Source organism: Rhizobium mesoamericanum STM3625 (genome assembly GCF_000312665.1).
GTDB lineage: Bacteria > Pseudomonadota > Alphaproteobacteria > Rhizobiales > Rhizobiaceae > Rhizobium > Rhizobium mesoamericanum.
The window spans coordinates 789,145-811,896 of the sequence record NZ_HF536773.1 but is presented as its reverse complement, the minus strand read 5'-3'; the positions used below and the strand labels follow the sequence as shown (position 1 = coordinate 811,896).

The window sequence follows — 22,752 nt, the reverse complement described above, 5'->3', positions numbered from 1 at the left end:
CGGCCGGAGCGGTGAGGGCGGTTTTTCGACTGACCTCCTGACGGCTCGGCTGCCCGTCCGCGGGTCCTTGGCTAGCTGCCTGCTGTTGACCATCCCGTCTTTCGTCCGCGCCGCGCGTCCTGCCCCGGCTGTTGGTCCTGCCGGGCTCGCGCTGGCCCGCAACGGCGTTGCCGTCCTCCACTGCGTTTCGGCCTGTCGGGTGCGGGCCAGCGCTCGCAGGCTTCCAGCGTGGCTTGCAAGAGAATTGCTTTTCGTATGCAGTACGCCTTCATTTGCATGAACATTGGCCTTGGGCTATGTCATTCCTTGTTTACCGCGGAGGCCAGCGTCTTGTGACGACCGGCGGGCCTGGAATGATTTTAAAACGAGCGAAGACCGGCAACGCGCGTGGCCCGGCATTGGAGCGAGATGCGGGTTTTACATTTCTTCAAAACCTATTGGCCGGATACATTTGGCGGAGTTGAGCGAGCCATTCATGCAATCGCCAAAGGGACTGCCAGTCACGGGATCGAGTCTGACGTGCTATCGCTGAGCAGGGTGGCGGAGCCGAATACCCGCGAGTTTGACGGTCACATGGCGCACAAGGCCAAGCTCGACTTTGAGTTTGCTTCGACTGGATTTTCGCGTGAGGTTTTTGGGAGGTTCCGAGAGCTCAGCGAACAGGCTGATATAGTGCACTATCATTTTCCGTGGCCAGTAATGGATATTGTCCACCTCACCTCGCTGCTTAAAATACCGACGATCGTTACCTACCATTCCGACATCGTCAAACAGCGAGTACTCCTGCAACTTTATAAGCCGCTGATGCATCGCTTCCTTGCAAGTGTTGACCGGATTGTGGCCACGTCCCCAAACTACGTCGCAACCAGCGACGTGTTGCAGCGGTATAGAAACAAAACCACAGTCATTCCGCTCGGGCTCGACGAGCACGATTATCCGCGCGCGTCGGAGGATGTGAAGGCGCGCTGGCGAGCGAGATATCCTAAGCCGTTTTTTCTCTTTGTTGGTGTTCTACGTTATTACAAAGGTGTTCATATCCTTTTGGAGGCCGCCAAACAGACGGAGCTGGATATCCTCCTGGTCGGGGAGGGGCCAATGGAAGTCTCACTGAAGGCTTATGCAAATGACCATCACCTAAGAAACGTCCATTTTCTTGGAGCATTGTCGGATGCAGATAAGTCCGCTCTCCTCGAGCTAAGCACTGGCTTCGTTTTTCCCTCTCATTTGCGCTCCGAGGCGTTTGGTCTTTCGCTTGTGGAGGCTGCTATGTTCGGGAAACCGATGATCTCCTGCGAAATCGGAACCGGGACAACATTCGTGAATGTAGGGAGCGAAACAGGATTTGTCATCCGCCCCGACAACCCAATGGAGTTGTCGGCTGCTATGACGTGCCTTTCGCGCAGCAAGGATCTGGCTCATTCGATGGGTGCTGCTGCGCGAGCGAGGTACCAATCGTTGTTCACTGCGGAGAGGATGGCAATGTCGTATGCAGATCTTTATCATACTCTGAGCGGCACTGGCGAAGCCGAACAGTCCTCCTTAGAAAACTGACATACGGCGTAGACTATAGGGAAGATCAGTGCACGCTGCGCCGGCAGAATTCCGTTTTTATCGTCGGCCACGATGGGTCTCTTCAAAAACCTTTGACAACGCCATAGCACTCGCCTTCCAATCGAATCGTTCCGCATTCGCCCTGGCTGCAGAGCAGAGTTTCGAATAAAGAGATACATCGGTGGCAAGCCGTGCAAGCCCATTTGTCATCGATTGAACGCTCGATGGTTCCACCAGTAGCACGGCGTCTCCTCCAACTTCTGGCATGGACGAGGTGTTGGAAGTCAGTGCTGGAATACCCGCCGCGTTCGCCTCGATTATGGGCAGCCCGAATCCCTCGTAGTGAGAAGGCATCGCGAGAAACTTTGCAGTCTGATAAAGTGCTCCAAGCTCGGCGTCTGAGACAAACCCTGTCAAACGGACGCTTGCGTTCAATTTCAATCTAGTGATTTCCGCCTCGAGGTCGCCCAGCCCCCAACCCTGTCCGCCGGCAATAACAAGGAGGAGCCCAGTTCGAATGGACTCCGGCAAGGCGGCAAAGGCTTCCAGAAGCCCGTTCAGATTTTTCCGCGGTTCAAGAGTCCCAACAAAAAGAACGAATGGGCGGTCAATATTCTGAAGTTCGAGTATCTCAGCCGACAGTCTGCTTTTGAGAGGCGTGCACCCCGGATAGACAACCTCGATTTTGTCCTTTGCCCAAGGGTACAAGGCACCCACAGCCGCCTTGGTTGCGTACGACACCGACACGATGCGATCTGCTCTCCTAATGGACTGCCCCATGAAAACGCGTTCACCGAGCCAACCACGAAGTCGCATTGTACCGGAGGCATGATACCAAACGAGATCATGTATCGTGAGGACTTGAGGTATCTCGAGACTGCCCAAAATCGGCAGGCGATGCGCGGGTCCCCAAAGAATGTCTAGCTGATCTCTTTCTGCCAACTTCGGCAACCGCGTGTTGCCCCATAAAATCCGCGGTAGAGCACCCCTAAACTGTGAAATATTCTGGACAACGCCTGGCGGAATGGATTCTGCCGAGGACGGAGGCTCGGGGAGATATAGTAAGACCTCGTGCCCGAGCTCAGCCAGATGCCGGCTTGTCTCGATTACATACCGCCCAATACCCGAAAGCTTCGGAACTAGATTTCGGGCGTCGATTCCAATTCTCATCTTAGTGATCACTTAACCCGGCGAGCAGGGGTACCCACGTAAACCCCTGGTTCGCTGATGCTAGTCGTTACCACTGCACCAGCACCTATCACCACATCATCGCATACTGAGATGGAGTCAATAACAACAGCACCGGCTCCGACAAAAACGTTGCGTCCGATTCTGGAGCGCCCTGCGACCACGGTATTCACAGAAACATGGGTGTAGTCCCCAATCACCGCTTCGTGCTCAATGATGGATTGAGTGTTTAATATAACGCCTTTTCCTACTACTGCTCCAGGTCCGATATGTGCGCCGTGACCAACCAAAGTAGCCTCGCCAACGTCAGCCTCTATCCCAAGCTGTGCGCTGGGGGAGATCAAAGTTGCCCAAGTTGCAGACGAACGCTCGATCTGCGCGCGTCGCCGACTATTGTCGCCAGCTGCTGGAAAGAGCTGCCAGTCAGGCTCCGGATGATCGGGGAACTCAGATATGGTACGGTAAGACGAAAAATGCTCCCCCTCGCGGGCGTTCCCGTCGATGAAAATAATAGCGTTCCAGCCAGCCGACACTGCTACATCCGCTACGCTTCGTGCATGTCCTCCAAAGCCGAGAATATAGAGGCCGCGTGGAACGCTGGTTCGGGCCGTATCGTTGATCCTTGCCATCTTGTCTTTCGGCTCACGGGCGTCCAGGTTAGCAGGCGAGAGTTGGGAAATCTGTCGTCTGTAATGATGCGCGTCGTGCGCGACAAATGTTTAGCATGACCATCACACCTGTGTAACCCTCGACTTTTAGGACGAGTAACGGGCGGTGGGAATGGCAATGAGTTCAGGACTCCGATGATCAAGGAGCCTGCTACGTTCGGATTCGACCGGAGGCGGCATTCTTTGTCGACATGAAAAAATTGCACTCTGAAGTACCAATTATTGAGCCCCCTTGGTACTTGTTGCTGCCGAAATTATGGTTGTGTGGGAGAGCGTCGGCAGTCTATAGAACGCCAACTGTTTCATGGCTTCGGGGGGCGGCTTTGCTCAAGCGCATAACAATTTTCCTTCCCATTCCATATCGGGGAGGATCACTTCGCGTGACGAAGACGATCGCACAGATGATAATGAGGGGAAGCAGCGATGCTGGGCAGGTATGCGCTGTCCGGATAGCCGTCCTAGCCGAAAAGTATAATACAGGGGTGGATTTCGCTGATGTGCTGGCAGCCGGGATTGAAGTTCGAGAATTCAGATGGCGAAGGGCCAACGTTGCGGAAGTTGAGATGGCTAATCGCAACCAAGGTAGGACTTGCGATCTGCCTTTCCGCGAGTACTTCATGCCCGACGATGGTATAGACAACTGCATGGACTCCGACCTATGGCTTGTTGTCTCAGATCGGCTAGACAAGCCGTTGGCGCCGGTTAGGCCATATGCCGTCTTCGCGACCGACTACATCCAGCGTTATGTGCCATCGATATTCCCCGACCATCTTAAGGACGTTGACTTACCTTTTCTGCAAGCCGTCCGACAGGCGGATGCGGTAATAGTTACGACGCCCCAGACCGGCAAGGACGCCGTCTCATATGCGGGCGTCCCCGCAAGGAAAGTTCACCTAGCCCCGATGGACTTCGACCCCACCGCATTTCTGAGAACACCTAGTATAGACGCTGAGAACAGATACATATTTTGGCCTACAAACCCCACCCAACACAAAAACCATATCAGGGCCCTTGAAGCACTGCAGCGGTATTACGAGAACGACGGGCGGCTGAAAGTGAAGGTTGTTGGCACCAACAGTTCCTGGTTGACGCCGTCTACCAAGCTTCCTAAACACGTGGACGAGATTCCGCACCTCCTGCAGGTGAGAAAGCTGATTGCTTCGTCTGATATCCTCCGCGAGAATCTAGAATTCTGCGGAGAGGTAACGGACGCCGAATATGCAAGGCTTTTGTCGCAGGCTAGCTTCCTCTGGCACCCGGTTCTGTATGACAATGGAACGTTTGCGGTTGCCGAAGCGGCGTGGCTTGGGTGCCCATCACTGTCGAGCGGTTACCCGCAAATGAGATATATTGGCGACAGATTCTCTATCCCGATGGAATATTTCAACGCGTCCTCAGTGGACGATATGTCAAAAGCTTTGAAGCAGATGGAAGAAAATGCGGCGGTTATCCGCAAAGCTCTGCCAAGCCATTCGGACTTGGAAAAGCACTCCTGGCAAAACTATGCAGGAGAATATTGGGGAATGCTCCAGAGGATCGCAGCATGAGAAAGCTTGGGATCTTTCTGGGGTTCACTCCCAAGCAGCTCGTCCCGCATGAAGGTATAGCGCGCTTGATTGGCTTCATCGTGAAAGGCGCGCTTTCGGCAGAAGGTGTGTCGGTCACGATAGCCGGGCCGTCATGGCTCAAGTCCGAAATTCAGGCTCTTCTCGAAGACGCGAAGGTGCCCTCCGGATTTGTGAAGATTGTTACAACGAGGGGCGAGCCGTTCATTGTGCGCCTCTGGAAGCTGTCGGAGCGATTTAGAAGAGCAAAGGCAAAGCCCAAGCAGAAAAAGAACCGAATTAAGCGAGCCGCGTTGAAAGTGTCGAGCCTCGCGGTTTATTGGCTCTCAACGACATCGACAACACTATTCTTGGCTGGAGCAATCCTCGTTGCCGCTCTCGCAGTAATATTCGCCATACCGGCTATTTTAACGTTGATCTTGCTGGTGTGTACTTACGCGATCAAGCGCGCGTTGCCACGCCTTTCTCGCTATCGCGCATTTCGCCATCTTATGCGAGAGATTTCAGAGTTTAATTTAGAATTTAAGAGGAAAGTGCGGACTCTTCGCATCGTCGATCGTGTTCAAGATAGGGAGCTAAAACGGCTCGTCAGTAAATTGAATCGTCGAGCCGATACCGACGTTTGGTATGTGCCTTCGATGTTCTGGCCTCAGGTGGCCGGGCTGACAGGGAAGGTTGTGATGGCGGCTCCCGACATCGTGTTTTACGAGCATCCTGGCCAGTATACATCCTCTGATTTTGAAGGTAGTCTTGACCGCATCACCGGAAGCATCGCGGCCGCTGATCACCTGATATGCTATAGCGAATATGTGAGATCTCATCACCTGGTCGAGCGGCAACAAGTTCCTGCTGAGCGTGTCTCGGTGATCCGCCACGGTTCGATCGACACGCGCGAGGTTGAGGCTGGTACGGGTGACAGGCAATCGGCGCTCGATGTGCTGCACACGTATTTGAATGCGAACCAGCATAGGCTTCCAGCATACCTAAACGGCTTTAGTTTCGACGACGTCGATTTTCTATTCTACTCGTCGCAGGCTCGCCCACATAAAAATATTGAAGGTCTGATAACAGTATACGAAAAGATCCTGCGAGAGCACTTCCGTCCTGTAAAGCTCGTCCTGACAGCGAAGTTTGACACACAGTCGCGGATACGAGAGCTAATCACCAAGCACGGTTTGGAAAACGATGTCTTGTCGCTTTCTTCTGTGCCAAACCATGTCTTGGCGGCCTTGTATAGGTTGGCGCGTCTGTCCGTGACGCCGACGATGTTTGAGGGAGGCTTCCCCTTCACCTTCTCAGAAGCCTACTCCGTTGGAACGCCTTCAGTCATGAGTAGGATTCCAGTGGTAACGGAGGTGATCCAGGATCAGTTCCTTCTCGATCAAATGACCTTCGATCCGCGAGACCGGAAGGAGATGCTTGAAAAGATTTTGTGGGGCATAGATAATCGGGATCTTCTGCTCAAGCAGCAGCTGCCTCTATTCGAGACTTTGCAGTTGCGGTCGTGGACAAATGTAGCAGACGAATATATTGCGCTAATCCGTAAGGTGGCGGGAGAATAGAGCTTTGGAAGACAGTTCCCGGTGAAATTGAAAAGGTGCGCTGTATTCTGAAATCGCCTATGACCAGCTAATGTTATTTCAGACTCAGGCGGGCGACTAGAGCATCGACAGTTTTGGATGCGCCAAATGGCGCGAAGTGAGCAATCGGCGGAAACGCGAAACTTTTATCTTGCGCAGCGTTGGAGCTGGTTGCGGCGTTGATCCCGGCATAATCTGCCGAGGTCTGGTATCCGAGCGTGAGTGCGGCCGATCATGATTGTAGCCGTCCGGCCGTTCAGCAATGGCGCTGCGGGCATGGTCGAAACGGGTTCTCGTTAAGCAACTCGTCGCTCATGCTTCCGTTGAAACTCTCGACATAACCATTCTGGGTCGATCTTCCCGGCGCGACGTAGTGCCATTGTGCCATTCGACCTTGTGATCCTTCGAACAGGCGAGGATGGCATTCGAGGGTATCCCCACGGTGACGGCCGCCTTGCTGAAGAAGGCTGAAGACTGCAAGTCCTAGTGCAAGCACTAGGGATAGTTTTATGACGAAGCAGCTTGTTGAGGTTATCACGTCGGTCCAACGACGTCGGCGCTGGTCTCGGGAGGATAAAGAGCGGCTGGTCGCGGCAACGTTTGAGCCAGGCGCCAGCGTATCAGACGTCGCCCGCTCGGCAGGCATCCCTCGGCGCCACCAGCGGCGCAATTCATGCCGGTTAAAATTGTCGCAGCCTTGCCGGAGCCCGAGGCCCCGGAAACAAAATCGCCGCCGCCACTTCGCAAGAAGACGAGTATTGTGACGATTGAGCTTGGCCGCGGCCGGCGCATTCGTGTGGAGAGCGATGTCGATATGGAAGCGTTGGGCCGGATCCTCGATGTTGTGGAGCGGCGATGATCCCGGTTGCGAGTGGTGTGAAGGTGTGGCTTGCCACCGGCTATACCGACATGAGGAAGGGCTTCCCCGGCCTGGCATTGATGGTGCAGGAGACGTTGAAGCGCGATCCGCATAGCGGTCATTTGTTTTGTTTCCGCGGTCGTCAAGGCGGGCTGATCAAGGTGATCTGGCATGATGGGCAGGGCGCTTGTCTGTTCACCAAGAAGCTCGAGCGCGGACGGTTCCTATGGCCGTCGGCAGCCGACGGGACGGTCGTGATCACAGCGGCGCAGCTCGGTTATTTGCTCGAAGGGATCGACTGGCGGATGCCGCAAAAAACGTGGCGTCCAAGCTCCGCGGGATAGCTGAAATGGCTGGAAAGGCGGAAGCGAATATGATTCCATCTGGCCATGACCGATGCGGCCGATCAGCTTCCCGACGACCTTGCCAGTGCGCATGCGATGATCCTTGCCGAGCGTGCGGCACGTCGTGAAGCTGAGGCCATTGCCGCCCGAGCTCAGGCGGTAAACTCGCATTCCGATGCGCTGATCGGACGGCTGAGACTGGAGATCGAGAAGCTTAAGCGCGATATCCACGGCAGCCGTTCCGAGCGCAAGGCGCGCCTGCTCGAACAGATGGAATTGCAGCTAGAAGAACTGGAAGCCGACGCCAGCCAGGACGAACTGGCCGCCGAGATGGCGGCGCGGTCATCGACCGTCAAGGCCTTCGAGCGCAAGCGTCCATCGCGGAAGCCGTTTCCCGAGCACCTGCCGCGGGAACGCGTTGTCATGGCACCGCCGTCAAGCTGCCCCTGCTGCGGTTCGGCCAAGCTTTCGAAGCTGGGCGAGGACATCACCGAGACGCTGGAAGTGATCCCACGTCAGTGGAAGGTCATTCAAACGGTGCGCGAGAAGTTCTCGTGCCGGGAATGCGAGAAAATCGCCCAGCCACCGGCACCTTTCCATGTGACACCGCGCGGTTTTGCCGGGCCGAATCTGCTGGCGATGATCCTGTTCGAGAAGTTCGGCCAGCATCAACCGCTGAACCGGCAGAGTGAACGCTATGCCCGAGAAGGCATCGACCTCAGTCTGTCGACATTGGCCGACCAGGTCGGTGCTTGCGCTGCGGTCTTGAAACCGGTGCATGGATTGATCGAGGCGCATGTACTTAGTGCTGATCGTTTGCACGGCGACGATACGACTGTGCCGATCCTCGCAAAGGGCAAGACCGATACCGGTCGCATCTGGACCTATGTCAGGGATGATCGGCCGTTTGGCGGAACGTCGCCGCCGGCGGCTCTCTATTACGCCTCGCGCGATCGGCGGCAGGAACATCCAGAACGTCATCTGAAGAGCTTCAGCGGCATCCTGCAGGCGGACGCCTACGGCGGCTACAATCCCCTGTTCAAAGTGGATCGCAATCCCGGTCCGCTCACTCAGGCGCTATGTTGGGCGCACTCGCGTCGCAAATTTTTTGTGCTCGCCGACATCGCCACTAATGCGAAACGGGCAAAGAACGCAGCAGCGATCTCGCCGGTCGCGCTTGAGGCGGTCAGGCGCATCGACGCGCTGTTCGACATCGAGCGCGAGATCAATGGGTCATCTGCCGGTAAGCGGCTGGCACGAAGGCGACAAGACAGTCGTCCCATCGTCGACGAGCTTGAGGCATGGCTGCGTTTCGAACGGACAAAACTGTCGCGCAGCTCACCGGTCACCGAGCCCATCGATTACATGCTGAAGCGCTGGGACGGCTTCACGACCTTCCTCAACGATGGGCGGATTTGCCTCACCAATAATGCCGCCGAACGGGCGCTGCGCGGCTTCGCTCTCGGCAGAAAATCCTGGTTGTTCGCCGGCTCCGACCGCGGTGCTGATCGGGCCGCATTCATGGCAACGCTGATCATGACCGCCAAGCTCAATGACATCGATCCTCAAGCTTGGCTTGCCGATGTGCTCGCCCGCATCGCCGATCATCCGGTCAGCAAGATTGACGAGCTTTTGCCTTGGAATTGGAAGGCGGAAAAGGCTGCTATCGCGGCGGCCGCGTAAACAATGCCCGAAAGAGTTCCTCCGAGCGCTGGAGGCCTTCATCTGTCAAGATCAATGACTTCGTCTTGTTCGCCGGGTCGCCGATCAGGCCCTTCTTGAACAATCGATCTGTCGTATCCCAATCAAAACCTTTCCACGCCCGACGCCCATCATGCAGGGTCAGCCATAGTAGCGCTAAGACAGCGTCGTCGATCTTGTCCTCATCGATCTCCATGCCGCAATGATAGCATGCCCGCGGCCCAATATCCTGCGGCCTTCACCGTATGCGTACATTCGAGGTGAGTTCGGTCCCATTGACATTGCCCCCAAGTTCTATCCGGTTTTAAGTTCGCTCCAGCGTAAGCGCGTAGGCCATCCCACGTATCTTTCGGACTGCTGATCGGCGATTTTCTGCATGAGTCATGCGGAGAGTCCTATGAGTGATAGTGTGAATCAGCCTCGAACCTTTGAGATTTTGACCGCGGAGCCCGTGCGAAGACGACGCAAGCCGCGGACTGGTCGGATGACGAAAAGGCGCGGATTGTCGGCGCGACGCTGCAGCCTGGGGCCAATGTCTCGGCGGTTGCCCGGTCTGAAGGCTTGGATCCCTCGCAGCTTTATGGGTGGCGTCGCAAGGCACTGGCATCGGGCGTTGTAGCACCCCTGACAGAGGGAACGGGAACGCAAAAGTTCGCGCGCGTTGAAACGGTATGCAACGGCTCGGTCGATATTGTCATTGCGGATATGGTCGTGCGCGTCGGCGGCGATTTTGACCCCGATCACCTGGCGAGGGTTCTGCGGGCGGTTCGCAAGGCATGATCGCTTCGGGTGTGGTGGTCTATGTGTCGTGCCAGCCGGTCGACTTCCGCAAGGGAGCCGCGTCGTTGATGGCGCTGGTGCGGGATGGCGGTCTCGATCCCTTCAATGGCGCGCTTTACGTCTTCCGCTCGAAACGGGCCGATCGTATTCGCATTGTCTGGTGGGATGGCAGTGGGGTCTGCCTCTATTCGAAAACCCTGGAAGATCAGGGCTTCTGCTGGCCGGGCATATCGACGGCACGGATCCGGCTGGACCATTCTCAGCTGATGGCGTTGCTGGCCGGAATGGATTGGAAGAAGATCCGCCCGGCCAAGGTCAGGCGACCCTTGTTGACGGGCTGACAGCGCCTGCGGCAAGATGAATCATGCCGCTGTAATGGTTGGGAAAACGGCTGTTTTTGTGCTCTACTCATTGCCATGGATTTTCCCCCTCACGACCTGCCGGACGACGTTGACGCGCTGAAAGCGATGGTCCTCGCGATGGCGCGCGAGCAGGCTGCGAAAGAAGCCCGACTGAAGGCCGCTGAAGCTGAGATCGCCCGGTTGGAGGCGGTGGAGAAGAGCGCCAACGAGCGGATTGCCAACCTCACATCGATCCTGAAGGTTCTGCAGCGTACCCAACATGGCACCCGTTCCGAGCGACTGCGCCTTGGTGTCAATGACGAGCAGGTGTCCTTTGCCTTCGAGGAAGTCGAGACCGGCCTTTCGGCAATCCAGAGCGAGCTTGATCACGCGGCCAAGGACAAGCCGAAACGGGCAGCACGTCCGCGCAAGGGTTTTGCCGCTCATCTCGAACGCATCGAGGAAGTGATCGAGCCGGAGATCCCTGCTGAATACGTGGGCTTGGAAAAGGTCCTGATCGGTGAGGATCGCTCCGAACGGCTGGATGTCGTGCCGCCGAAGTTCCGGGTCATCGTGACGCGCCGCCCCAAATACACCTTCCGCGGCCACGATGGCGTGCTCCAGGCTTTGGCACCGGCGCACATCATCGAAAGCGGCCTGCCGACGGAGCGGCTGCTCGCCTATATCGCCGTCTCCAAATACGCCGACGGCCTTCCGCTTTACCGGCAGGAGGCAATCTATCTACGCGACGGTGTCGAGATCAGCCGATCGTTGATGGCCCAGTGGATGGGACATCTGGGCTTCGAACTTCAGATTTGCGCCGATTACATCCTTGAGCGCGTCAAGGAGGGTGAAAGGATCTTCGCCGACGAAACGACCTTACCCACTCTTGCGCCCGGTTCGGGGAAAGCGACGAAGGCCTGGCTTTGGGCTTATGCTCGCGATGATAGACCCTATGGTGGAACCAGCCCGCCGATGGTGGCCTATCGGTTTGAGGACAGTAGGGGCGCTGACTGCGTGGTGCGTCATCTCGCCGGATTCAGCGGCATCCTGCAAGTTGACGGCTACTCGGCCTATACCAGTCTCGCCAAGACGCGTGCCAAAGACGGCAGCAATGAAACGATCCGGCTCGCAGGATGCTGGGCGCATCTTCGCCGCAAGTTTTACGACCTTCACATCAGTGGTGTCTCAAAGGCTGCAACGGACACGATCATCGCGATGACTGAGCTGTGGCGCATCGAGGATGAGGTCCGCGGTCGGGATGCCGACAGCCGTTCCATGCTGCGTCAGGAAAAATCTGCAACCATCGTCTCCGAACTCTTTGATCTTTGGGAGAAGGAGCTGGGCAAGGTCTCTGGCAAGTCCAAGACCGCCGAAGCAATCCGTTACGGGCTCACCCGGCGCGAAGCACTGGAGCGTTTCCTGACGGACGGCCGGATCGAAATTGACTCCAATATCGTCGAGCGCGCGATCAGGCCCCAAACAATTACGAGAAAGAACAGTCTATTCGCCGGCAGCGAGGGCGGTGGACGGACTTGGGCGACGCTGGCCACGCTTCTCCAGACGGCCAAAATGAACAACGTCGATCCGCTCGACTGGCTTTCCCAGACCTTGACCCGCATCGCGAAAGGCTGGCCAGTATCCGAGCTCGAGGCACTTATGCCATGGAACTTCAAGCCTGACGCCATCGGCTAACCGCTTACGTGCTCCAGCGGTTTTGGGTTGCTGTGTTTGGGGCGGTAGCGGCGGGGTGCGGTGCTGCGGAGCCATTTCGGCAGCGAACTCGGCAGGTGTCAGTCAGCCGAGGCCGGAGTGCGGTCGGTGATCGTTGTAATCGCCGCGCCCGTTTGAAAGCGCTGAGCGTGGGTGAGTGACGAGGGTTTTCATTCGAGAACTCGTTTCGCAGCCGTCCATTGAAGCTTTCGATGAAAGCGTTCTGAATGGGTTTGCCAGGCGCAATGTAGTGCCAATCCATCTTAGTCTTGTCCGTCCATTGCAGGATCGCGTTGCTGGTGAACTCGCTACCGTTGTCACTGACGATCATTTTTGGATTTTTGGATTACCGCGCTCCTCGATGATCCGATGATCCGGTCAAGCTCGCGGCCAACGCCCAGACCGGAAAGCGATGTATCGGCGACGAGTGCTAGGCATTCCCTGGTGCAATCGTCGACGACCGTTAGGACCCGGAACCTGCGACCATCGGTGAGTTGATCCGACACGAAGTCCAGCGACCAACGATAATTAGCTGCCATCGGAATCAGCATCGGTGCTCGTGTGCCGATCGCTCGCTTGCGCCGCCGCGCTTGCGCACCGTCAGCTTCTCTTCCCGATAGAGCCGGAAAAGCCTCTTGTGGTTCACAATAAGGCCCTCGCGCCTGAGCAGCACGTGAATGCGTCGACAGCCAAAGCGGCGACGTTTATGCGCCAATGCCTTCATTGCTCGCGAAGGTCATGATCGTCGCTGCGGCTGGTTTTGTAACAGATCGTCATCCGGCAAACGCCGATGGCTTTACACGCCCGCCGTTCACTCATCTGATGGTGGCTCATCAGATGCGTGACAGCGTTCCGCTTTGCTGCGGGCGTCACCACTTCTTTCCCAAAAGGTCTTTCAAAGCAGCATTGTCGAGCACGGCATCCGCCAGGAGTCGCTTCAAGTTCGTGTTCTCGTCCTCCAGCGTCTTCAGCCGCTTAGCCTCGGACACGTCCATCCCGCCGAACTTGGCTTTCCACTTATAAATACTGGCATCGCTGACGCCATGCTTGCGGCAAAGCTCCGCGACCGGCGTGCCCGCCTCGTGCTCCTTCAGGATGCCAATGATCTGTTCGTCTGTGAAACGTTTGCGCTTCATTCTCTGATCCTCTCAATGGGCCAGAGCTTACTTCAAAATGGATTATTTCAACGGGGTAAGGTCACTTCGCTTCTTCATTCGTCCGTCCGGTAATGGACCGAACTCCAATACATTTTCGAGGAAATTCTCTGTGGCAGGTCACTGGAGGAAGATGTTAAAGGTCTGAAAGCCGGGCGCCGCTAGAATGTCCTACAGGCTCGCTTCAGCGGACCTTTGGCCTAAACCAAGAAGCACGCCGTAATGGGCGAGCTTCCGAGCGTATTACAAGCCCGTGTCCTAGTTTGAGTCACTCCGCTGGCAGGGCGCCGCCCATGAGAGTGATAGTGTTAAGCGACTGCGAGGGTTTCTCCACCCAAATATGGATCAGGTACGCTAGCGCGATTACGACTGCAGTTGTTAGCAGAAGCGAAACCGAAGACCGAAATCCGTGAGTTGTCAGGGCCAGAAGCAACGTATAGCCAACAACGGCGTGCACCACATACAGCGGGTAACTGATGTTGGCCAGAAACTTCGTCACGCGGTTGACCGCGAACGCATGCTGATAATTGAATGCAAGCCAAAACAGCGCGAAAGCCGTCGCATAACTCCAGAGTTGATCAAAGGCTGCGCCTGGGAATAGCTTCCATAGGATCGCAAACGCGAAAATCAGCAATGTCGCAAGGAGTAAGCCCGATCTCTCCGACAGCGCCCCTGTGTGCGCGTAGTAGAAAGCTGTTCCAGCGAACATGAAGACGAGAAATTGCGAAGTGAAAGACATTCGGCCGGCAACGGTTGCAAAGGTCAGGCCCGGCGATGCTTCGATGAACAGCGCGATTACCCCAATTGCAATTGGAAGCAGGAAAACCAACGGCGATCGTTTTCGAAAGAACGGCGCCGCGATCGCGCACACTAGATAGAACTTCATCTCTATCTCCAGCGTCCAGATGATCCCGTCAATGTTGGTCGTTCCGAGTACGTCTCTAATGCCAGGGAAAAAGTGGACCAGGACATGACGAAACGGAATTGGGAAGTCTAACCCTCGACTTGCCGTATTGTAGTACAGCACACTAAGAGATATCGCAAAGCCGACTACGTAGGTGGGAACAATGCGAAAGAATCTGCCGATGAGAAAACGCGCAGCATCGTAGCGGCCGAGCGACATAGGGATCACGAAACCGCTGATTAGAAAGAACAGGCCGACTCCGAAGGCGCCGAAGTTAAACGGGGGTAGGTGCAGCCACGCAATATAGAATGGAACGCCCGAAACCTCCGGATTACCTGGAACCTTCACTAGGTCGAGGACAGCGTCCCTCTTGTACCAAAACACGCCATAAAAGTGGGACAGGACAACGCTGGCAGCAGCCAAGGCGCGAAGAGTGTCAGCGAATTGAATTCGGCCTTGATTCTCTTGATGCATCAGATTTTCTCGAATACCACGTTAATATGCTCGCCCTGCTGGGTTCGGTCTACTACGCGGAACCCAGTTCTTTCGGCGAGGACCTGCGGCGACCTGCCAGTCAGGAAGACGGTGTGGAAGCGGGTAAACTCGTACAGGTATTCGTAACAGGCTGTTGAGTGCGCCATTCGCGCTCCAGTTGGCAGGAGGGCGTTAAACTCGTTGAACTGCGCTACAGGGTCAAGGAAATGTTCGATCACATTGTTTGAGAAGATGCCCGAAATCTTCGTTGGCAAGTCTTCCTTTTGACTGACCACATGTTCCGATGTTCTGGCAGCTGATGGCTCGTAACCCCAGACATCCCATCCTTCGAGTCTAAGCGCGGCAACTGTGCTGTTCCATGCTCCGCAACCCCAATTCACGTAAGCTTCACCGCGGCGAGGGTTTGTAGATCTGAAGGCATCTATTTCGATATTCGTCGTATTGCCTTCCTTGTATCGCGAGTAGAGGAGCTGGTAGTCGAGATCAACCATCTCTTCAGGCTGGTCCAGAAACTTCTGTGCCCCAAAAATGCATTCGCATGTTGGGCACTTGTAGCGCTCCAGTTTCCCGCCGCCGAAGATGCATTTACTTGTGACGTGTTCGAAACCATCCCGTTTTGCGGAATGTCCGCAAATAATACAAGACAAAGTCCGGTCGATTAGGATGTGGTCATAAACTCGATCGAGAGCCGTCCAGAACCCCAACGTTTGATGCCTGTCAGAAAGCGCCAACTGCGCTTCCAGTGCGGCAATCTTCGAGTTCAAGTTTGATTCAACGGCGGCAATCTTTGAATTCAGGTTTGATTCAATAGCCGATAGCCTGTTGCGCAGGTCAATGTGAGCGGGTGAAGTCCCGACAATGTTCGTTTTATTCGCCAACCACCTCGCGGCTCTGCCGCCGTACTTACGAAACATATACCGCCGCCTCTTTGCTGAACTGCAATTGCATTAGCAAATCAAGCGAGATTGGCGCAATGCAGGCTCTTCCTCTTTTTCAATCATTCCTTGGAGTTTCCAATAGACATACGTGTCATGGTCCAGCCCATTCTTTCGGGAGCTCTCAAACTTTCAACGAAGCGAATAGGATTCGGTCCTGAGACGGGCTTGGCATGGCGACGTCGGCACGCACCTCCTGCATCCTGTGGTTCTTGGCGCGGCTGAACGAAAGCGGCCCCCATGGCCACGCTGACCCGCTATGACACGTGCGCGGATATTGGCAGCACGCGTGACATCGGTGGCGATGGCAAAGAAGTATTGGTCCGCACTGGCATGCAATGCGACGAGAAGGATTATCCGCCAGCCCTCGCCGAGAATCCGGGCCTCGTAAACACTCCCCGAAGGATGGATCAGTGCCGCTTTGGTTTTGATAGCCGGAAGCTTAGCCGCTTGGCATGGAGACATGAAGATATCATCAGCGCATTAATGGCGACATCAAGTCTTGGCGATCGGTCGCTCGGGCACTCGCGATGCTGTCTGGAAGGTACGCGCCAGGCAATATTAAAAGTAAGGATGACGACGCCGCTCCCAAACTCACGCCTTACTCCGTACGGCATTGCTGCCAGTTCTGATGCTTGATGGGAGTATTCACGCTAGTCACGCCGCCCAGGGAAACGATTACCTTTGGCCGGCCTCAAACATGGTTTACCCGTCTATAATGAATAACCGCTTCGCCAATCGGTCCATCGAAGATAACCTGACCATGATGGAAAACTAAGCCACGTTTACAAATAGATTGCAGGGTTTGAAAATCATGTGAAGCCAATAAAAGTATTTCAGCCTGCTCTACAAGCTCTCCAATTCGCTTGCGCGCCTTAATCATAAAGTTTGCGTCGCCGGCACCAATGACTTCGTCCAGCAGCAGGATATCTCCGCCGACCGCAGTTGAGATCGCAAAGGCAAGGCGCACTTGCATGCCAGCTGAATACGTTTTGATCGGGTAATCGATGAACTCGCCTATGTCGGCGAACTCAACGATCTCACTTTCTATCGATCGCATGAACTTTGGCGTGAGCCCCAGAAGCAGCCCGCGATAGAGGATGTTCTCTCGGCCCGTGGCGTCGGGCTCGAATCCTAGACTTATATCGAATAGAGATCTGACCGTACCCTCAACGGTCCTTTTACCCGATGAAATAGGGTATAGCCCCGCCACCATCTTGAGGAACGTACTTTTTCCAGCGCCGTTATGGCCAAGCAGGCCCACTCGCTCGCCCGGGACAATGCTCAAGCTTACATCCTTCAATGCATGGATGTCGGCTACTGCCTTACGCCCGCCGGGCCCCTTAACCAAGGATGCGAGCATGGTCTTCAGAGACCGTTCTTTGAAAGCGACCGAGGCATAATGAAGGTTCACGTCGCTCAACACAATCTTGTTTGTCATAGGTAAAAGATCACCCGTTTCTCTGCACTTCTGCCAACGACGATTGCGACGACTCCCAAGATAAATGCAGCACCGACGCACCATAAATAGTTGGCAGGAGTTGGCCATTCGCCGTGAAGCAAAGGGGCGCGAACGATTTGGAGTAGATGATAGATTGGATTGTAGTCGAGAAGTACGTGAAGGTTGCCGTTGCGAAATACGGAGGGCTCGAAATAAACCGGCGACACAAACCAGATCGCTTGAAGAATAAGGCCCAATGCGTGCGGTAAGTCGCGAAATCTGGCTGAAAAGTAGGCCATTATTGTCGACCACGGCCATGCGATCATTCCGATTAGCGGGAAAACGGAAAGTACCGCAAGCCAACACCAGCCGAAATTTTGTGGCATGACCACCAGGACCCAGCCGATCAAGCTGACACCAGCGAGTGCCAGAATTATCATTCCAGACAGTACATTTCGAAGCGTATAGATCGCCAGCGGATGACGAGTCTGCTTAATATACGCGTCTGCCTGGACAAACGCCAAAGCACCACCTGTGACGTTGAAAACGATATACTCCCAGATAATCACGCCGGAGAGGATGTATGGCGCGTATTCTGCGATCGATGATTTGAAAATTCGACTGAACACGATCGAGATCAGGATGGTCAAACCTAACGGCTGTAGCATTGACCAGAATATGCCAAAGAATGATCTTCTCCAACGTGCCCGAAGATCAGACATCATGAGATGGACCCAGAAATACCGGGCCACCCATATTCCCTTTGCGTAATCAAGCAACGATCTGCTCCACCCGTTTCAAACTGAGGTGTGAAAGAACTCGCATACCGATCCACAGATGTGATCGAGTTGCTCATCCGAGAGTCCTGGGTAGCTTGGCAAGTTCATGCCTCGAGCACTCAAGCTCTCACCGATCGGCAGCACCTGATCTGTCCGGCAGTGCGGCATTAGGTGCGCCATTGGGAAGAACGGTCGGGTCTCGATGTTCCGTTCGTTCAAGTGGGAGCGCAAAGAATCTCTCACCTCCGGTTGATCGACGATGAGCGAACACATCCAGTAAGAATGCGTGACATCGCCGAGGGGCACATGAGTACGCGCGGGCAAGCCGTCGAACCGCAACCTATAGTATTGAGCGATCGCGGATTTCCGCTGTAGAAAATCCTCCGCGAGTTCGAGCTGAGCCAAACCGATCGCCGCTTGTATGTTCGTCATGCGGTAATTGAATGCGAGCATGTCGTGCCAGTATTCGCGCGTGGGCGAAACACCCTGGCTCTTCAGTCGCCGGCATTTCTCCATTACGCCGTGATCGCGAGCCAATACCATGCCACCTTCACCGGTCGTTATGGTCTTATTTCCGAAGAAGCTGAACGTTGCCGCGTCACCGAAGGTGCCCACGTGCTGTCCCCTCCATCGCGTACCAAAAGCTTCGGCACAATCTTCGACCAACAGAAGTCCGCGGCGCTGACATATTTCAACAATGGCATCCATATCGCAGGGATGGCCGTATAGATGGACAACCATAACCGCTTTCGTTCGCGGGGTGATTGCTGCCTCAATCAAGACAGGATCGACTTGAAGTGTAGCATCAAGCGAATCTACGAAAATAGGCCTCGCGCCCGTCTGAAGTATTGTATTGACTGAAGCAATGTAGGTGAAACTGGGAACGATGACCTCGTCTCCCAGTCCTATTCCCAGAGCCTCCAGAGCAAGGTGAATAGCGACAGTGCCATTTGATACTGTTGTCGACGCTTCCGCCCCTACATAGCGCGCGAATGCTTCCTCAAATTTCGATATGAACTGACCCCGAGACGAGATCCAGCCCGTCGAGAGACATTCGTTCACGTAGGTGGATACGTTTCCGCCGAGTTGGGGCTCATATATTGGGATACGGGACATAACTACTCTCTGCGGAGAAACGATTCGTAGCCGCTTTCAGCCAGGAATTTTTCGCGCTGTGCGCTCTTCAGGTCCTCGGCAGCCATTTCCTTAACAAGATCGATAAAGCTTGTCTTGGGGGACCATCCGAGCTTCTCTTTCGCCTTGGACGGATCGCCCAACAAAGTCTCTACCTCCGCAGGTCTGAAATAGCGTGGATCGACAGCAACGATGCAGGCACCTGTCTCTGTATCGTAGCCCTTTTCATCGACACCTTTACCCTCCCAGCGGATCGAAAGGCCGACTTCCTTGCCGGCGAGTTCTACGAACTCGCGTACTGAGTGCTGTTCGCCGGTGGCAATGACAAAATCCTCGGCTGTCTGCTGTTGAAGCATGAGCCACTGCATCTCAACATAGTCGCGGGCATGTCCCCAATCGCGCATGGCGCCGAGATTCCCAAGGAATAGCGTCCTTTGGGATCCGACTTTTATACGGGCAAGCGCGCGCGTAATTTTGCGCGTTACGAACGTTTCACCGCGATTGGGAGACTCATGATTGAAGAGGATCCCGTTACAGGCATAAATTCCGTACGCTTCACGGTAGTTCACGGTGATCCAATACGCATACAGCTTTGCTACTGCATAAGGCGATCTCGGGTAGAAGGGGGTCGTTTCCCTCTGCGGGACTTCCTGCACGAGGCCGTAAAGCTCCGATGTCGAAGCCTGGTAGAAGCGGGTCTTCTTTTCCAAGCCGAGAATCCTGATCGCTTCAAGAATTCTCAGGGCGCCAATGGCGTCCGAGTTCGCCGTGTATTCAGGCTCTTCGAAGGAAACAGCAACGTGGCTCTGCGCAGCAAGATTGTAGATCTCGTCTGGCTGCACGAGTTGAATGATCCGGGTCAAGCTCGATGAGTCGGTCAAGTCGCCATGATGCAGCGTAAGATCAACCCCGGTGTCATGTGGGTCGTGGTAAAGGTGGTCGATTCGATCGGTATTAAACAAAGAAGTTCGGCGCCGAATGCCGTGAACCGAATATCCTTTGTTAAGCAGGAACTCCGCAAGATAAGCTCCGTCCTGCCCGGTAATGCCGGTGATGAGGGCGACCTTTTTTGTCATTTTTTCTCCGCAGTAGGGGCGAGTCTGTAACTCAGGGGCTCTTTGCCAACAAAGGATGACAAACATCGCCAGCCGCAATTTGCGGTGCTCTATAGCGTCTGATATCGGTAAAGTCGAATCTGAATCGGCTGGTAGGAGGGCGAGCAACCCTTGAGAGTTGCGAAAGCCGTGGATAATTGCTTGCTCACGCTCCAAGAAGTCGAAGTCGAGGCAAGTCGCGCGGGCTGACCCGCTGCACATCACTCGACCTAGTCTTTTCCGTTCGCAAGCTTTCCACCCATGACGTGCCGCAGCTTTATTCCAAGCCAGTGGATTCCAAACCCAAGGCTGGTCGACCCAGGCATCCAGCGTAACGTTCAGATTGAAGGTTTAACGGGTCCGCGATTCATCTAAGCTGAGGAGTAGGGTTCGTCTCAAGTGGCCCCGAGCAATCAGTTTCCGCTCGACGCGTTAATTCGTAGGGGTCCACACCGATCGCCCTACTGACGAGCAAAACTCCGCCGCGTCCAATCGTCTTTGGTCTCGATCTTCGAAATGGCGGTCTACCGCGGCCCGATTCGTCTCCCGAGCTCCAACTGGGTAAAGGGGTGCGGTCAAATGAGGTCAATGCCGAATGCCCGTTGAAATTTCAAAGGTCCGGAGGATGTCGTCGATGTCGACCTGCAAATCAGAAGTTTATAGCGTTTGCGTCACAAAGTGCAGCAGCTTACGGATTTCAGTTGATTGCAAAAGTCATGCAAAACGTTTACAGCAGGCCGGGACGAGGAAGAAGTCGTTTCAGTACTGCAGTGCCCAGCTGCGCGAGGACTAAGATCGACTACACGATCTTTACCGGTTAGGCATGGCAGTTCGGTGTGCCGAACCCGTCGGGCAACGACAAATGATCACCGCCCGCGCCGACAGCTCCACTTGGTCACTGGTTTGGCACGCATGGTATTAGGGGCGCTTTGGCCCATGCCATGCGGCGAATTTTGATAGCGATGTTTGGGCACATACTCCGGTCTTGGCGGCTTCACGTGGTTGGCTGGTTCTCGGGAGCCTTTGTGGCTGCCGATGTGGCAATCCGATAGCATCCATGCGATACGATCCGTTGCAGATATATTGTGTGCGAGATTGGCTAATCGGCCAAGTGGATGGTGATTTGTGCGAAGGTTTCGACAATCCTTTACCGTGTTTTGGTGGCGGGCGGCGATGCGGTTTATCGCGGCCGGCATCATGCTCGGATTGTTTGTCTGGATCCTCGTTCTTTTGCTTTGCCTCGGCCTGATGGTGGCACAGCACGGCCATCAGACTATTCGGATCAGCCTTCGTGCCCGACGGCAAACGCGCCTACTCGTCAAAGCGGCTAACGACGAACCCAGGGGGACGTCGATCTCCCCTTCAATACCTCCTTCAACTCCGGGATTGCTTCGATCAGTTCGGCCGCAGGGATCGCGCGCCGTACACAAGCGGAACCGTTAGAAACATTGACTTCCATCCACCGTCTATGAACTGGAAGGCGAGGCATGTGGTTGGATCTTCGATCATGTTTGCTATTCAACGTCATGCTGGAAGAATTTCCGTTCACACGCTACGACACCGTTCTTGGCGTCATCACCCAAATCGCTATGCATGCGATCATCGGGCCCGACGCCAGGGATCGAGGTAGATCCCGCCGAACGACCGCGATCAGCAATGGCTGCTCGGCTGAACACGCGTAGCGGCTTGTGTTCCCGATTGCCGTCGGTTTGCAGCCTCTCTCCTCCCGGCATGGCCCCTCACCGCCAAGATCCCAACCGGCAAACGGCGATTCTCGAGTATACTTTATGGACGGTGTAGAGGTCGCCGGCGTTCTACGAACAATAAGCAGAGCTGCCCTTCAAGACGGGTGGTGCCTCGCTGTGCCTGCTCATTTCACAGCCTTCCGAGCCGGTCGAAGGGGACTGGCTTTAGATGCTTCGGGGCTTCGATTTGGCGGTAAGGACATAGACCGTCATGCGACTAGCACCGGTCGAGCTGGTGTTTCAAGTCACGTGGAGTCAGGCGTGCTCGTCATCCGGTGCTACAAGGTCGACGTGACTGACACCCAGAGCTTGAGCCAATTCATAGAGCGTTATCACAGTGGGATTTCGTCGCCCGCGCTCAAGGCCACTCAAATATTGCTGACTGTAGCCAGAGCGTGCCTCGATGTCTTCCTGCGTCAGGCCTTTCTCGCGGCGCAGACGAGCAAAATTACGGCCAACCAGTTTGCGCATATCCATGCTCGGAAGATCGCCGTTTACATCTTTTAAGTTTATCAACTATAGTATGTAAACGATGAGTGCCGCTCGGCGGCATGCGCGAGGTGTACACGCTATGGAACTACGCCAACTCTCCTATTTCAAAGCCGTGGCCGAGGAACTGCACTTCGGCCGGGCGGCAGCGAGGGTGCGGATTGCCCAGCCGGCGCTCAGCAATCATGTGATGGCACTGGAAAGGGAGCTCGGCTGTGCGCTGTTCATCCGCTCGACCAGACGGGTGGAACTGACCAGGGCAGGGGAAACGTTCTATGATCGCTGCGTCAGG

At 55.2% G+C, this 22,752-nt stretch carries 21 protein-coding genes and 3 pseudogenes; 12 read left to right on the top strand and 12 right to left on the bottom strand.

The genetic code is table 11. The annotated features are described in order from the left end of the window. Positions 1-408: 408 nt before the first annotated feature. Complete coding sequence (locus tag BN77_RS24045; RefSeq protein ID WP_007536961.1) at positions 409-1,551, top strand: glycosyltransferase family 4 protein; 1,143 nt, start codon at positions 409-411, stop codon at positions 1,549-1,551. A 57-nt stretch (positions 1,552-1,608) separates the two neighbouring features. On the opposite strand, the gene BN77_RS24040 is transcribed toward BN77_RS24045, so the two are convergent. Both BN77_RS24040 and BN77_RS24035 read right to left on the bottom strand, forming a co-directional pair. After that, positions 1,609-2,721, bottom strand: coding sequence for a glycosyltransferase family 4 protein (locus BN77_RS24040; protein WP_007536959.1), 1,113 nt, complete (start codon positions 2,719-2,721; stop codon positions 1,609-1,611). Positions 2,722-2,729: 8 nt separating this feature from the next. Next, complete coding sequence (locus BN77_RS24035; RefSeq protein WP_007536957.1) at positions 2,730-3,368, bottom strand: NeuD/PglB/VioB family sugar acetyltransferase; 639 nt, start codon at positions 3,366-3,368, stop codon at positions 2,730-2,732. A 419-nt stretch (positions 3,369-3,787) separates the two neighbouring features. Between BN77_RS24035 and BN77_RS24030 the strand changes: the two genes are divergently transcribed. Both BN77_RS24030 and BN77_RS24025 read left to right on the top strand, forming a co-directional pair. Continuing rightward, positions 3,788-4,954 carry a glycosyltransferase family protein gene (locus BN77_RS24030; RefSeq protein ID WP_007536954.1) on the top strand — a complete coding sequence of 389 codons (1,167 nt, stop codon included), beginning with the start codon at positions 3,788-3,790 and terminating at the stop codon, positions 4,952-4,954. Beyond that, on the top strand, positions 4,951-6,534 hold the full coding sequence (locus BN77_RS24025) for a glycosyltransferase (protein WP_007536952.1): 1,584 nt from the start codon (positions 4,951-4,953) through the stop codon (positions 6,532-6,534). Before BN77_RS24030 ends, BN77_RS24025 begins: the two co-directional genes overlap by 4 nt. Positions 6,535-6,607: 73 nt before the next feature. Here the strand turns inward: BN77_RS24025 and BN77_RS32490 are convergent. Continuing rightward, a pseudogene (locus BN77_RS32490) lies at positions 6,608-6,981 on the bottom strand (integrase core domain-containing protein); the annotation flags it as partial. A gap of 80 nt (positions 6,982-7,061) precedes the next feature. Between BN77_RS32490 and BN77_RS35950 the strand changes: the two are divergent. The 4 genes and pseudogenes from BN77_RS35950 to tnpC (BN77_RS24010) all read left to right on the top strand — a co-directional run. Beyond that, positions 7,062-7,193: pseudogene (locus tag BN77_RS35950) on the top strand (transposase); the annotation flags it as partial. Between the two features lie 32 nt (positions 7,194-7,225). After that, positions 7,226-7,411 (top strand): hypothetical protein, encoded by a 186-nt coding sequence (locus tag BN77_RS34235; RefSeq protein WP_007536950.1) that lies wholly within the window; start codon positions 7,226-7,228, stop codon positions 7,409-7,411. Next, complete coding sequence (gene tnpB / locus BN77_RS24015) at positions 7,408-7,755, top strand: IS66 family insertion sequence element accessory protein TnpB (protein ID WP_007536949.1); 348 nt, start codon at positions 7,408-7,410, stop codon at positions 7,753-7,755. Before BN77_RS34235 ends, tnpB (BN77_RS24015) begins: the two co-directional genes overlap by 4 nt. A gap of 45 nt (positions 7,756-7,800) precedes the next feature. Next, the gene (gene tnpC, locus BN77_RS24010) at positions 7,801-9,438 is read left to right on the top strand and encodes an IS66 family transposase (RefSeq protein ID WP_007536947.1); all 1,638 of its coding nucleotides are present in this window, start codon (positions 7,801-7,803) and stop codon (positions 9,436-9,438) included. On the opposite strand, the gene BN77_RS35015 is transcribed toward tnpC (BN77_RS24010), so the two are convergent. Continuing rightward, positions 9,419-9,652, bottom strand: a complete 234-nt coding sequence (locus BN77_RS35015) for a DUF6429 family protein (RefSeq protein WP_007536945.1) — start codon at positions 9,650-9,652, stop codon at positions 9,419-9,421. The two genes, tnpC (BN77_RS24010) and BN77_RS35015, sit on opposite strands and share 20 nt — an antisense overlap. A 305-nt stretch (positions 9,653-9,957) precedes the next feature. Here BN77_RS35015 and BN77_RS24000 point away from each other — a divergent pair, with 305 nt between their 5' ends. From BN77_RS24000 to tnpC (BN77_RS23990), 3 genes are all read left to right on the top strand, one after another. Then, positions 9,958-10,236, top strand: a complete 279-nt coding sequence (locus BN77_RS24000) for a transposase (RefSeq protein ID WP_341872173.1) — start codon at positions 9,958-9,960, stop codon at positions 10,234-10,236. Continuing rightward, positions 10,233-10,577 (top strand): IS66 family insertion sequence element accessory protein TnpB, encoded by a 345-nt coding sequence (tnpB, locus tag BN77_RS23995; RefSeq protein ID WP_007536941.1) that lies wholly within the window; start codon positions 10,233-10,235, stop codon positions 10,575-10,577. Before BN77_RS24000 ends, tnpB (BN77_RS23995) begins: the two co-directional genes overlap by 4 nt. 75 nt (positions 10,578-10,652) lie before the next feature. Continuing rightward, positions 10,653-12,272, top strand: a complete 1,620-nt coding sequence (gene tnpC, locus BN77_RS23990; protein WP_007536939.1) for an IS66 family transposase — start codon at positions 10,653-10,655, stop codon at positions 12,270-12,272. A gap of 4 nt (positions 12,273-12,276) precedes the next feature. Here tnpC (BN77_RS23990) and BN77_RS33285 read toward each other — a convergent pair. The 3 genes and pseudogenes from BN77_RS33285 to BN77_RS23970 form a co-directional block, all read right to left on the bottom strand. Beyond that, positions 12,277-13,426 (bottom strand): annotated as a pseudogene (locus BN77_RS33285) (IS3 family transposase). A 286-nt stretch (positions 13,427-13,712) separates the two neighbouring features. After that, entirely contained in the window at positions 13,713-14,822 is a 1,110-nt protein-coding gene (locus BN77_RS23975) for an acyltransferase family protein (RefSeq protein WP_007536935.1), read from the bottom strand. Then, positions 14,822-15,757, bottom strand: a complete 936-nt coding sequence (locus BN77_RS23970; protein WP_208856476.1) for a methyltransferase domain-containing protein — start codon at positions 15,755-15,757, stop codon at positions 14,822-14,824. Before BN77_RS23970 ends, BN77_RS23975 begins: the two co-directional genes overlap by 1 nt. A gap of 261 nt (positions 15,758-16,018) precedes the next feature. Here BN77_RS23970 and BN77_RS33695 point away from each other — a divergent pair, with 261 nt between their 5' ends. Then, positions 16,019-16,417 carry a hypothetical protein gene (locus BN77_RS33695; RefSeq protein WP_157224506.1) on the top strand — a complete coding sequence of 133 codons (399 nt, stop codon included), beginning with the start codon at positions 16,019-16,021 and terminating at the stop codon, positions 16,415-16,417. 55 nt (positions 16,418-16,472) lie between these two features. On the opposite strand, the gene BN77_RS23965 is transcribed toward BN77_RS33695, so the two are convergent. The 5 genes from BN77_RS23965 to BN77_RS32475 form a co-directional block, all read right to left on the bottom strand. Further along, entirely contained in the window at positions 16,473-17,219 is a 747-nt protein-coding gene (locus tag BN77_RS23965; RefSeq protein WP_007536932.1) for an ABC transporter ATP-binding protein, read from the bottom strand. Then, positions 17,216-17,998 carry an ABC transporter permease gene (locus BN77_RS23960; RefSeq protein ID WP_007536931.1) on the bottom strand — a complete coding sequence of 261 codons (783 nt, stop codon included), beginning with the start codon at positions 17,996-17,998 and terminating at the stop codon, positions 17,216-17,218. Before BN77_RS23960 ends, BN77_RS23965 begins: the two co-directional genes overlap by 4 nt. An 18-nt stretch (positions 17,999-18,016) precedes the next feature. Next, positions 18,017-19,114 (bottom strand): DegT/DnrJ/EryC1/StrS family aminotransferase, encoded by a 1,098-nt coding sequence (locus BN77_RS23955; protein WP_007536930.1) that lies wholly within the window; start codon positions 19,112-19,114, stop codon positions 18,017-18,019. A gap of 2 nt (positions 19,115-19,116) precedes the next feature. Further along, entirely contained in the window at positions 19,117-20,208 is a 1,092-nt protein-coding gene (gene gmd / locus BN77_RS23950; protein ID WP_007536929.1) for a GDP-mannose 4,6-dehydratase, read from the bottom strand. A gap of 2,018 nt (positions 20,209-22,226) precedes the next feature. Continuing rightward, positions 22,227-22,448, bottom strand: a complete 222-nt coding sequence (locus tag BN77_RS32475; RefSeq protein WP_007536926.1) for a helix-turn-helix domain-containing protein — start codon at positions 22,446-22,448, stop codon at positions 22,227-22,229. A 94-nt stretch (positions 22,449-22,542) separates the two neighbouring features. On the opposite strand from BN77_RS32475, the gene BN77_RS23935 reads away from it, so the two are divergent. Next, on the top strand, positions 22,543-22,752 hold a 210-nt coding region (locus tag BN77_RS23935), incomplete at its 3' end, for a LysR family transcriptional regulator (RefSeq protein WP_040678393.1).